At 57.1% G+C, this 13,418-nt stretch carries 3 protein-coding genes; 1 reads left to right on the top strand and 2 read right to left on the bottom strand.

Going from position 1 to position 13,418, the window contains the following annotated elements:
* Positions 1–47 precede the first annotated feature (47 nt).
* Positions 48–4,592 (top strand): neuraminidase-like domain-containing protein, encoded by a 4,545-nt coding sequence (locus tag NR795_RS09315; RefSeq protein WP_257758014.1) that lies wholly within the window; start codon positions 48–50, stop codon positions 4,590–4,592.
* 90 nt (positions 4,593–4,682) lie between these two features.
* On the opposite strand, the gene NR795_RS20670 is transcribed toward NR795_RS09315, so the two are convergent.
* A complete protein-coding gene (locus NR795_RS20670; protein ID WP_308219174.1) occupies positions 4,683–9,068 on the bottom strand; it encodes a SpvB/TcaC N-terminal domain-containing protein in 4,386 nt (1,461 codons plus the stop codon).
* Positions 9,069–9,159: 91 nt separating this feature from the next.
* The gene (locus NR795_RS09330; RefSeq protein WP_374544079.1) at positions 9,160–13,371 is read right to left on the bottom strand and encodes a Tc toxin subunit A; all 4,212 of its coding nucleotides are present in this window, start codon (positions 13,369–13,371) and stop codon (positions 9,160–9,162) included.
* Positions 13,372–13,418 lie beyond the last annotated feature (47 nt).

A 13,418-nucleotide genomic window follows, 5' to 3' on the forward strand; every position in this document is an offset into this window, starting at 1 on the left:
CAGCACGCCGTGCCGCGACAATTTATTTCACAATAAGGTGAGACACTATGAGTATTGATATTGCAGCTTCCCTGAACGAACGCCAGCGCGACGCGCTGCTCTCCTACTATCTGGGACAGTATGTTCCGGCCAGTGGTAATAGCGACCTGACCAACCTGGTACAGACCCCGGAAGACGTCTACGAGTACCTGCTGATTGACCCACTGGTCAGCAACGCCGTCCCCACCGCCCGGGTGGCGCAGGCGATGTCCAGCATCCAGCAGTATATCAACGGCATCACCATGAACATGGAGCCAGGCTACCATACCCAGAACCTGGACCAGACCAGCATCAGCAACTGGAAGGGGGGACTGAGTCAGTACGACGTCTGGGCCGGTGAAGTCGAGCTGGATACCTATCCGGAGAACTATATTGATCCGACCCTGCGCCAGAGCCAGACCGCCTACTTTAAGGAGCTGATCACCGATCTGAACCAGAACACCATCAACAGCGATACGGCGCAGCAGGCGGTGATGAACTACCTGAATAAGTTTGAGCAGGTAGCAAACCTGACGATTGTGAGTGGCTATCTGGACAGTGCCGATCAGACGAACGGTATCTATTATCTCCTTGGCAAGTCCACTACTTCACCGGTGCAGTACTACTGGCGTTCGTTTGATATGAGCCAAAACGTGGATAACGTAGTATCGACCAGCGCCTGGTCGGAGTGGTATCCGATGAATACCGCGATTGATGAGGAGGCATTACAAGGTATACCCAGGTTAACCTATTTTAACAATCGACTCTATCTTTTCTGGTTTGAACGGGCAAAAGCCGGGAATGTAGGTAATAGTGCCGAAGGTGAGACTTACGACGCGATTACCGCCTACTCCTCCTATAGCGACTTTAGTAATAACTGGTCTTCGCCTTATAAATTACAATCGGTAGATAATAATAGTTCTGGCAATCATGATGCTTACTGTGATTCTCTGTTTAACACCTCAACTCTCTGCACGGCCAGTTTGTACAATCAGACAGATAATATTTTGACAGTCTCCCTGTATGATGGTATCAACGGGAGTCTTATCGCGGGCTACAATGACTTTTCAATCAGTATTGATTATTGGTTCAATATTGAAAAAATTGAATCTAAAAGCACGGAAAAAGATAGTGAAGGAAATGATATTCCAACGTTGCTTGCGACCTATTTACAATACTACTCTCCTGTCAGCGGTGATAGCGATGCACAACAATATGTACAGGCGAAATTTACTAGCTTATTTTCTGTAGAAAATGTTATCCTGGAAACTGAGGAGAGTATTAGTGATTTCGCCGGATACATAACCCTGCCTGCGCTGACGAAAGATAATTTCAACGTGAGTTACAATAGTAAAAATACATTTACCCTTGAAGGGAAAATCCCCCAGTCTGTGAATACAGCCACTGCCGATATTTATTCTACCACTCTTGATCTATTAACGGCTAACGGTAGTTCAACCATCTGTGGAAGCGTTAATTTTAAAGTTGCCCCTGCGAAAGGGGAATTTTATGATATGATCCTTTACACTACGTTAACTGAAAAAATAGATATCCTTGCCTTATACAATCCTGATGACAGGTCTGTAGGTTGGCATACAGTCCCCCTATCTAAAATTTACTATGCGGATCACGGCACTTATGATCTTTCTAACGAAAAAATTAATTTCAACGTAGACATTGAAAATAAAGAGTGGCAAATCACTTATGGAGTCGGTGACAACCAGAGTATTACCCCCAGCTATTACTCCGCACCATTCACTGGTTTAATGACAACTCCCTGGCGTTTTCAAACGTTCAGCAACACCTCAACTGATGCATGGGGTGCTAGCAGTAGCTTATTACTATTAAATATATCGCAAAATGATTTTCCAGCTTCACAAGACAGCTGGACTTATAATATTTCAGACTTTACAGATGCAGAGCTAAATAATACAAAAATTGTGCGCTATATTGCTTTTGGGTATACCAATAATTTGGGGAAGACCGTCCATCAAGAATATGAGATTACCTTAAGCAAGCCAGAGGATATTGTAGTTACGCCTCATGTTTCATCCAGAACCGATCCTAATTTAGGGATGGTCCTATTTCTGGATTTTAAGGGTAATTTTGATAGCGGGAAGGCGATTAATCCGATTCGCCTCAACACCCTCTTTGCCAAAGAGTTAATCAATAAAGCCAGCGCCAGCATCAAGGCATTACTTAACTGGGATACCCAACTCACCCTGGAACCCGGTATGACTAACTCGACGGCCGTACCCATGGACTTCAGCGGCGCCAACGGCATCTACTTCTGGGAGCTGTTCTTCTATATGCCGTACCTGGTGGCCTGGCGACTCAATCAGGAGCAACAGTACGGGGATTCGCTGAGCTGGTACAGCTATATCTTCGATCCGTCGGCCCGCGGCCGTGACAACAGCAGCGATATCCGTAAACAGTATCCGGAACCGGATTACTGGAGCGTGCGCCCGCTGGTAGAAACCGCATCGTCCGCCGCCCAGGCCACCGCGGTCTGGCTGACCACCGACCCGGATGCGCTGGCCTCTGCCAGCCCGGTACACTACCAGAAATCGGTGTTTATGGCCTACGTCAGTAGCCTGATGGCCGCTGCGGATGCCAGCTATCGCCTGCTGACTAATGATGGCCTGAGCCTGGCCCGCCTGCAGTATGGTCAGGTGAAGGTTCTGCTCGGCCTCCGTCCGGATACGGTCATTGTTAATAACTGGGAGCCAGAGACACTGACTGAACTCGCCGACAACAACGCCAATAGCGCAGCCCTGGCTGGCTACGAACAGCAAGTAACGGCGCTGCCTGCTTTCGTCGGGCAGTACAGCGTTGCTGCAGATGTTGCCACCGGCGACAGCTTTATGGCGCCGGTCAACGCACAGCTGCTGGGCTACTGGAACACGCTGGATTCTCGTCTGTATAACCTGCGTCATCAGCTGACCATCGACGGCCTGCCGATGACCGTGCCGCTGTATGCCCCGCCGGTAAACCCGACGATCCTGATGGAACAAAGCGTACAGGGCGGATCGCTGATCGCCGCCTCATCCGGCCTGGCGGTCGCCATTCCACCGTACCGTTTTACCACTATGCTGCAAAGCACCCGCGCGGCCGTCTCAACCCTGAGCCAGTTCGGTCAGACCCTGCTCAGCTACTATGAGCGTCAGGATGCCACCGGCCTGCAGGAGCTGGACACCCAGTTGGCGCTGAACCTCTCCGCCTACACCCTGGACCTGCAGCAAAACGCCATTGATGCCCTGGACCAGGACAAAACGGCGCTGGAAGCCAGCCGGACCACGGCGCAGCAGCGGTACGACCACTATTTTGCGCTCTACAGCAATGGCGTTTCCGCCGGGGAAGCCAGCGCCATGGCCCTGCGCGACAGCGCCAGCGCCTCGATAACCGCCGCCTCGCCGCTGCTCACCGCCGGTATGGCATTGAAGACCATTCCAAATATCTTTGGTTTCTCAGTCGGTGGGGCGGACGTTGGCGCGCCAACCCTTGCCGCAGGTATTGTGCTGCAGATGACCGGGGATATTATCAACCTCGCCGCCCAGCAGACGGAGATGTCGGAGAACTACCGCCGCCGCAGCGAGGAGTGGCAAATCCAGTATCAGCAGGCGCAGTGCGAAGTGGATACCATCAACGCCCAGCTGGATGCGCTGGCGGTACGTCGCCAGGGTGCGGTGACGGCGCTCCAGCTGGCCCAGGCCCAGCAGGATAACCTGAAGTCTACCCTGAGCTTCCTGACCACCCGCTTCACCCAGTCGTCACTGTATAACTGGTTAACCGGGCAGCTTTCCGCCCTCTATTACCAGGCCTATGATGCGGTGCTCTCTCTGTGCCTGAGCACCCAGGCCTGCTGGCAGTATGAAATGGGGGATATCACCAGCACCTTTATCCAGACCAGCGCCTGGAACGACAGCTACCACGGCCTGCTGGTGGGCGAAACGCTGACCCTGAACCTGCAGCAGATGGAGTCCGCCTGGCTGTCGCGCAACCAGCGTCGCCTGGAGTTGACCAAAACCCTCTCCCTGAAGCAACTGCTCGGTGACGACGGTTTCGCGCCGCTCCTTACCGATGGCACGGTCAGCTTCAGCCTCGCCGAGTCCCTGTTTGATAACGACTATCCGGGTCACTATCTGCGGCAGATCAAATGCGTCACGGTATCCCTGCCCACGCTGGTCGGCCCGTATCAGGACGTGCGCGCCACCCTCACCCAGACCGGCAGCCGCACCCTGCTGAAAGCGGATATCAACGGCGTGAACTATCTCAATGACAGCACCAAGGGCAGCGCCGCTAACGTGGTCACCAACCTGCGTGCCAGTCAGCAGATTGCGGTATCGGCCGGGCTCAATGACAGCGGGCTGTTCCAGCTCAACTTCGGCGATGAGCGCTACCTGCCGTTTGAAGGCACCGGTGCCGTCTCCAACTGGCAGTTTAGCTTCCCGCGCTACCAGAGCGATGAGCAGCAGGCCATCCTGCAGAATCTGAGCGACGTCATTGTCCAGGTGCACTATACCGCAGTGTACGGCGGCAGCACCTTTGAACAGGCCGTAGAGCAGACGCTGTAGGCGCCCCCCCCTGGCCACCTGACGACGGCCAGGGGGCCACATGAAAAAGCCCGCTTTTTAGCGGGCTTTTGCTTTCCAGACATTGACGGTTTACGCTAACCCCTCCGTATCGTTCTCATCCTCTGCGACCGTAAACCACGAATACCATGTATTACGCCGCAGATAGCCTTTCGCAGTGACCGTGCGGATATTACGGCCCAGCGCGTCGTAGTAGAGGGTGTCGCTATACCCCTGGGTTCGCATTGAATCATCGGTGACATAGAGCCAGCTATCAAGGAACCAGGGTTGATAGCTACGTACTACCTGGCCCTTATTATCATACTCGGCTCGGCCAGAGATTGCCCAACGCGGCGCGGCATCAACCTCGGTCGTATCGACTTCGCCATCATCTTGCCGATGCCAGGCCTGGCCATCCGGCACCAGAGCGCACTGCTGCAGAGCACGGCCAAAGCCGTCGCTATAGCTCACGACGATAGCCGTCTGCTGGAGCAGCTGGGTAGCGTCGTCAGGATCGACAGTATCAGGATAGTTATCCGCAGTCAGTATCGCACTGTGTACGGGTACCCGGTCACTCTCTGCCAGCAGCTTCGCCAGCGGAGCGTCAGGATTTTTTGCGGCCCATTGATGCCCCGCGCAGCGGATATGCCCGTCAGAGGCGATAAAGCGATTTTCCAGAAGAGAGATCCAGCCGCCATCCGCTGCCGCGTTTGCCTCGCTCTCCGTCACGCTCCCCATCCAGCTGAACATATCGCTGACGCTGACCGAGGCCAGCTGCTGTACATAGCCTTCCGCAGTGGCGTCGTCGATGGCATCCTGAACGCTCATAGAGGCATCAACCGGATAGTCAGAAACCAGACCAAACCCGACTTTTTGTCCACCATTTTCAGTCCCGTAGACGCTACCGCCTATAGCCTGCCCCAGCGCATTCAGCTGTACTTCCTGCGTATTGGCGTTGATATCCATCGTCCGCCACGGGGTCAGGAACCGGTAGTCCCAGACGGTGGTCGTACTGTTGCGACTGTCGCTCTGCCCGGTGATGCAGAGCGTGTAGCTATCATACTGTAAGGTAATAGCAGAGATGAGTTTCGTTGCCTGGGTGCTGCGCACGGCATAAAAAGGCAGATATTCGCCCTGGTCATCAGCGTAATAGGCAAAATCGTGCTCCGTTCCCCAGAGCGGGCTATCGGCATCGTCGGACATCGAGACGTAGCCGAGCTTATCCCAGGCATACTCTGATGGAATATCAACGCCGTCATAGGCCTGCAGCGCAGTACTGTCCAGCACGGCGGTTCGCTGATGATCCACCAGCGCTCGCAGATCCGGCGGCGTAGTCAGGTAGATAACCTCACTCTGAGCGGCAAGATAGCGCGTTTGCGTATCGGCCAGTAATCCGTTCGGATCGCTCAGCGTTTCATAGCTGATACCCCCTGCGGGCACGCTGCTGTATACCAGCTGATTGCTACAGCGCGTATCCGGCAGCCCCAACCGCCAGCCTTGCGGATCCGTAAGATGAATAACCGACCCAAGTTCCTCCGTCAGACGCAGCATCTGCTGCTGTTCGTCATAGGTATTGTCCCAGGCATCGGCAGGCAGGTTGGCCGGGTACGGCGATAGCGGATGAGATGCCCGGCGAGGGTAGGCCACGCTAACCTGCTGCAGCGGCACGCCATAGCCGTCATACACCAGGGTTACCTTCTGGACAACCACAGGATCGTCTGCCTTCTGTTCATAGCCGCTGGCGACCTGCTCCAGCGCCAGAGCAAGGGCAACAGGCATATCGCCCGCCTGAACCAGCCGGACCTGCATACGCTGGTGGGAGCAGAGGTACGGCGCTTCACTCTCTCCCTGCGCCCAGGTTTCACTCCGCAGCGTTGCGCCTTTCAGTGCCCGGTAGAGCCACCAGCGGGTCGTCTCATCCGGCGCATCCAGCACCTTGTCCTGGCCATCCTGGTAGGTTGTGAACAGAGTGGGATTGAGGATTATCGCCTCGCTGTCTCCCTGCCAGGGATTACCGTAGAGGCGGGTCTCATCCTCCTCTCTTCCGCAGTGGTACCAGGTTTTAATCAGCTGCGTGGCGGCAAGGGGGGTGTCATCTCCTACCGGCAGCGCATCGTCACTGGTATCTTCAGTCTCAACATAGCCAAACCCGCGAAACTCCCGTTCGCGCCCGTCATAGACCCCCTGGTAGTAGCGGCACACCTGACTAAGCTGGTTACCGGTGATCTCGTCCAGCGTCAGGGTCTTCACCAGCAGCTGCATAGCGAAAGGCAGCGCGGGCACCGCCTGCGGGTTGGCCTGTTTTTCATCCAGCCATGACTGGGCAGAGCTACGATAGCAGAGGGTATGAGCGGCACCCAGGTTGTTATTGATGCCGTTGAGCAGGTAAGGCTTGGCGCTGTTAAACGGGAAGCGCCAGTGGGTCGGGGTCATGTAAGGCACAGAGAGCACCAGCTCTGCCATGCCGGTTCCCTGCACGTCGGCTGCGGTCACCTGGCACAGGCGATCGAAAAACACGCCCTCAGGCAGCAGGATCGGCTCGCCGAGGATAAAGCTATTTCCGCCCTGGTTAAGCCACACCTGCACCCGGTCATGCTGCATATAGATGATGTCATGTGCCCCTGAGCCGTCGGTATCCGCAAGCAGCACGTTCTCCGGGTTAAACGTGCTCTCATCAAGACCCTCAATCGCTGGCAGCGGCAGGCTTATCGGCTGACCAAAATGACCACGGCCCAGGTTGGGCCAGCAGGTCAGCTCATTGTAGCGGATGCGGCACAGATGGGACTGGCCAGAGCCGAGCATATCGGCAAACACCACCAGCTCACGCGCGTTGCGCCAGGGGATCGGCAGCTGAATGCTCTCTTCCTGTTCGACGTCGAGGCCTACGCTAAAGCTCTCGCCCTGGTTGGCATAGAGGCGCACCGACGACGGCCCGATCAGCACCAGATCGGCCAGGCCGCTGCCTACCAGCTCAGCAAACTGCGCCTGCGGATGGAAGAACTCCGTGGGCAGGGCGCTGAAGGGAGTAAAGCCGCTCCAGCTCTTATCCGGTCTCTGGGTAAAGAAGCCCGCCATGCCCGGCTGGGCCACGACCCAATCCAGCTGGCCATCACCGTTGATATCCATCAGCCGTGCGGTATCGCGCTGCATCGCCGGCATGGTGGGTAACAGCTGCCAGTCAGCATAGTCGACGCTGTCGCCGCCCTCCTCTCCCCGCTGCGGCGCACGGTAGCGCCATGCGTTGCCGGTGCGGCAGAGCACGCCAGGCAGCCCCTCGCCATAGAGATCCACCAGCGCGTAAGGCCAGCTATCCAGGCCCGGCATGGCGGGCATCTGCTGCCAGCTGGCACCGCCGTTAGCGGCGGGCTGGCTGTACTGCAACTCCAGCGGTGGGAGCGACTGCACGTAGCCATCGGACTCATACGCCAGTGACTGGGCAGCGGTGAGCTGAGTCAGTACTGGGCTCTCGTCATACTCCAGCAGCAGGCGCGAGACCAGCGTATTTGCCTCCCCCAGCTCGTCGGAAAAGTGGTGAAACATCAGGATCTGACGGCACAGGCGATAGACGCGGATCTCAAACCCGTAGTCGTAACGGGAGAAAGGATCCTGCCGGGCAGGCCACGCCGCCTCCGTGGAAAAGAGGGGTGGCGTCTGGGGATCCACGCCGCGTTCACCGTAGTCAAATACCAGCGTAAACAGCCAGTCGGCGGTGGGGGTATCGCTACGCCAGAGATAGAGATCTGCTGCGGGGGCTTTATTACCATACTGCACCTGGCTCAGGTAGCGCATGGCGCTCTCATCGCGGCCGTGATCGCTCACGCCACTGCTATTTTCCTCGAGATAAGTGTAGTAAATGTGCTCTCCCCGCGGATTAAGCGACTCTTCCAGCAGCCACTGTGCCGTGTGCGAGGCGGCCTGCGGGTCGCTGATACGCGCCAGGGCGGTTTTACCAAACAGATGCAGCGTGCCGTCGCTGCCATGCAGCAGCCAAAAGTCATCGCCTTTGTCATCCCCTAACCAGTACTCCAGACGGTTGAAGCTTCCCTCAATGCGGGGCTGGTAGCGGGTCACGGAGTAGGTTTGCGTAAGCGTCACGTCGCCATAGGCGGAACAGGTGGCTGGGTTGGGGTCGCTGGCGGTACCGTCCACTTTTACCAGAACCTCACCATCCGGCCCCTGGAACTCATCATCTTTGTCATACTGCGGTAGGCCATGGCTGGTTCGCCGCGTGATACGCATCGTTTCGCAGAACCAGCCTACGCCAAACACGCTATTTCCGCTGCCGCTGCCGTAGGTAAGCGATAGCTCTGGCGCAAATCCTCGTCCGGCGGTGATGGGCAGCGGCAAGGACATGCCGGCCAGCCCGGTGGGACCTGCCTGTCCCAGGGACTCCCCCATTCCCGTTAGCGCACCGCCGCCTTTCGGTAGCGAGGGCGGCGTGACCGAGACCGCTGAAGAAAAAGTATTTTGCTGCTGCATAAAACCTCCTGAAACGGGCCGCCAGCAGGCGGCCGACACGGTTCTTTTACTGCCCCCCGCAGGGCGTTGCGCCGCAGGTGAAAGGTTTGATCTATTGCTGTCCGGACTGGGCGGCCACCAGCGACTCACCGGCCGACTGCCAGGCACTCCAGGTGTCAGTGATGCTGCCGGGTACCAGCGCCCCGACGGCCAGCAGTGGCGTGACCGACAGGCCGCTCTCTGCCGACAGCGACTTCAGGCGCATCACGTAATCCACGTCGGCCACGGTTTTCGCCATGCCACCGGGCAACCCGGCGACGGCGGCGCTGACCTCATCGCTGTCCCAGTCCAGCAGGGCGGCAAGGGCTTTAGCGGCATCGGTCTGGTCAGGCGCGGCGGCGGCATTCACCCACGCCAGATAGCCCAGCACCGCATCTTCACGCCCCGCCAGCGTCAGACAGTCAAGATAGCGGCTGAACCGGTAGAGCAGGGTCAGCGACAGGGTGGTGTCGCTGAGGCCAAACCAGTCAGGGTGGGCCAGGAAGGCGTGAAGGGTGGCCGGGGTGAGGCTGAAGGCGGCGGTGATACCGGCCCGCTGACCAAGGGCGTACAGGTCCGCCAGGTAGGCGACCGTTACCTGCGCCGGGTCGGTGAGGTTTTCGCCGCTGTTCATGGTCAACGAATCGGATAACAGGCGATACTCGCTGTCGTTTGCCCACTGCAGCAGGAAGGCCGGCAGCGACTGTGCGGTGCTGAACATCTGCGCCAGGGCGCTGTCGGCAATGTCGTTCTGGGTCAGCCGGGCCTGGCTGATGATACCGGAGAGGGTATCGACCGCCTGCTGCCGGTCGGCATCGGAGTCAAAAACGATACCGGCGGCGTCAATATCGGCGCTGACCATGTCGGTGATGGTGGCGTAGTCGGTGGCGGCAGGCAGCACCAGGCCGTTGCTGTCAATCAGGTCGCATAGCATGCCGGTCCGCAGTTCCAGTGTCGCAACCACGGTCTGCGTGGCCGGTTTACCGGAGGATACGATGGTCGCGATATTATCTGTAGTCAGCACGCTGTCCCACAGGGTGATATCGTCGTAACTCATCGTGGCATGGGTGCTGGTATTATTCAGCAACCCATTCTGACTGAGCGCCCAGACATTGCTTTCCGGCATCAGAATAGAACCAGCATACTTCAGTGCTGCGGAAGAGGTGATTGTCCCGTCTGCAGAATACGCATATACGGTGAGCGTCTGACTGGCTGAATCATTGGCCACGCCCAGCCAGAACCATTTATCAGCCTGCCAGGTGGTGCTGGCGGTATCGGTGACGACCGGGGTCGTACCGTCATCAGAGACGGTGCTGATTTCAAGGTGGTAGCTGCTCCCGAGCCCAATAAAAATACCGGAGCTGGTTTTCTGGTTATAGGCAGCGGCGTTTGCCAGTACAGGAAAACCGACCGAAGCACCGCTTTTCACTTTCACCCACATACCCAGGGTGTAGCTGTTACTGCCGTTTGCCAGCGTATTGGCGGCTTCAGGGAAGGCGGCATACTGCCCCTGAGTGGAGTTGAACAGGATGCCGTGCCAGTTGCCCAGGGGACTGTCAACTGCGGTGTATCCACCTGGTACTGACAGCATATTGTTCGGTTCAGACAGCGTAACTCCGGTAAAGCTCTGTTCGGTGAGCAGTGCGGCAGGAAGCTGCTGCTTAATCCCGTTAACAAAGTTCACCGTGGCAGCGGTGGCGACCAGGTCATTCGACTCCGGCTGCAGCGCCAGCCAGTTTTTCACCCACGACAGGCTGTGCTCTTTGGCCCATTGCGCGGCGGCCTCCAGCGCCATCAGGATGTCCAGAATATCGCCCTCTCCGGAGTCAGTAGCAGACAACAGTGGTTCGCCCGCCAGGGTGGTCCAGACGCTGTCATCCTGCCCCAGCAGGCTGCAGAGCGCCACGCCGTCGGCAAACGACAGCCCCAGCCAGCGGGGGAGCATCACCAGCCGGTAGAGGGCCGAGACGGTAGCCAGCGTCAGCGGGAAGGTGCGGGCGCTGGCATCACCCAGCTGGGCAGCAACTTTATCAGCCAGCACGCGGAACTGGGCCTGGGTGATGTCCAGCCCGGCACATATCTGGCGCACGGTACGGGCACTGTCGCCGGTGGTGTCGGTGTAGCTGACGGTGGCACCGGTAATGGCAAACGGCTCATCAAACAGCGACGGCGAGTTAAATACCTGGTCGAGGAACGGCACCGCCGGCGAGATGGCGTAGGGCGTAATCTGGCTCAGGACGGCAGCAAACTGGAAGGCGCTAACGTGATATTTCTGCTGCCAGTGGCGGAATGCGCCGAGCATCCGCAGGGTATCGGCGTTCAGTGAGTAGCCGGGGTTGTCTGCACCCTGGGCGCGGATACAGGCGCTGAGCAGCAGGTCGGTCTCCTCATAAGATAAGCCCAGCCAGCGCTGCAGGCGCACCATGCGGTTGATGCGGTCCATACGGGCGTCGGAGAGGTTGTTCAGCCCCTGGTCCAGACTGTTGCTCCAGATACAGTCCGCTGAGAAGCCGGAGATATCGGTCTTCGCAAGGGGCTTGCCGGAGGTGGCGAGCGTATTTATCTCCTCAGTAGTCAGAGCACCGTCAAATACAACGATGTCGTCATAGATAAAATCCGGAGTATCATCAGTCGCTTTACTATTGCGTGTTAAATCCCCACGAGTATTAAAGGCCCAGGTAAAACCTTGAGCGGTAGTGATATCGCCAAGACTGGAAGCATTCAACGTAATAGTAGCATCAGATACAGTCGAGCCATCGTTTAGCGTATATAAATAAGCATTCCGGGTTTCGGCATCCCAGCAGAGCGCAATATAGTACCAGCTGTTACAATTTAAAGTGTGTTTCCAGGAGTTATAGATTTGCTTATCTTTATCATCATTGATGACAAAAGCAATATTACTATTATTCTCATCTGTTGATAAATAAAACCCTGAAGAGTATGCCGTACTATTGGCATCTCCGGCATTACTGAAAATGAGATTTCGCTCTGTGGTATAGTTATTCCTGTATAACCAGAAGCCCAGCGTAAAGGATTTGTCCCCTTTCATCGTCTGGGCGACCTCCCCTTCAGGATTGAAATAAAAATAGCTGTCGTCAGTACTGCGGGTCTGAATCCCCTGACCAAATTTTCCTTCAACATAAGAGGTATTCGATAAATGTAACTCACCCAGTTCAGGAGCACCCAGTACTATCACTGGTTGATCATTAACATTAATAAATGTCGCACCGTAATGGTCCGGTGAGGCAATATACTCGGTTTTATCCACATTATCTGACACCACCACGCTGCTGCCCCCGGCAGTCCCCGCAATCAGCTTCTCCACCTGCGGCACGGTGATGCTCAGCTGGCGGGTGAAAGTGCTCAGGTCAGTAAACGGCGTGTAACCAGCGGTGTTCAGCCCGAGGTTGGTTTTATAGAAGCCGGTCAGGTCGGAGGCGGTGCTGTTATCCGGCTCGGTCAGCAGGGTCTGCTGCTCCGGGGCCAGGGCGCTGGCCAGCTCCATGGCACTGTTACTGCTCTCCCCGGTCAGGGCGTCACTGAGGAACCACGGCCAGTCGGTGCTGGTCTGGCTGATAATCGCCTCAAGCGGCACGCCGGCACTGAGCAGGGAGAGCTCCACCTGGTCGTGGGGGAAGTGGTATGGCAGCAGGGTCGGGTAGCGGGTCTCTGCCAGGGTTTCGTCCACGGACTGCCCTGAGGGCAGGCTGCCGGCAATGCTGTTTTCCAGAATTTCATTCACCAGCTGCAGGGCGGGGATGTGCTGGTTAATGGCATCATTATCCACCACCATGCTGCCCAGGTCCGGACGGCGCTCGGACAGCGGGATGATATCGCCGTCGCCGGTCATCTCCTGTTCAAACCGCATCGCCTGGTTATAGAGCCAGGTGAGGTAGCTGACCGGGGAGTTCACGGCCTCCGGAGCGCCGGACTGACAGTAGGCCTGCCAGCTTTCGGCAAACTGGCTCTGCCAGTCCGGCCCGTCCTGTACCAGCCCCTGAATGCCGCCGACCCCGGCGCTGCCCTGCCGCAGGGCACCCCGCACCCGGCCGGTCAGCTGATTCTCGCGGAACAGGTGGCGGATATACTGAGCCTGGCCCGTCGCCAGGTCCCAGGCTCTGCCGCCGCGGGAGCCCAGCCAGTCGATATTGTCGGTAATAAACTGTTTGCGGGAGAGGCGGGTGATGTCAAAAACAGAGCGGTAATTTTTTTTTTCAAACGTGCCGGAAGTGACCTGAAGAGCGGCTTCTATCTGCTGAAGCGCAGGGCTGGCTGAGAGAGTCATAATATAGCTCCAGTTTGTGTGCTTTGTATAAGCTGAAAACGGAATAG

The sequence above is a fragment of the Pseudescherichia sp. L3 genome, assembly GCF_024656065.1.
In the GTDB taxonomy this organism is placed as follows: Bacteria; Pseudomonadota; Gammaproteobacteria; order Enterobacterales; family Enterobacteriaceae; genus Pseudescherichia.

Bases quoted from the DNA above. Each gene is read 5' to 3' on its own strand.
- NR795_RS09315 (WP_257758014.1), top strand. From the start codon at position 48: ATGAGTATTGATATTGCAGCTTCCCTGAACGAACGCCAGCGCGACGCG.
- NR795_RS09330 (WP_374544079.1), bottom strand. From the start codon at position 13,371: ATGACTCTCTCAGCCAGCCCTGCGCTTCAGCAGATAGAAGCCGCTCTT.
- NR795_RS20670 (WP_308219174.1), bottom strand. From the start codon at position 9,068: ATGCAGCAGCAAAATACTTTTTCTTCAGCGGTCTCGGTCACGCCGCCC.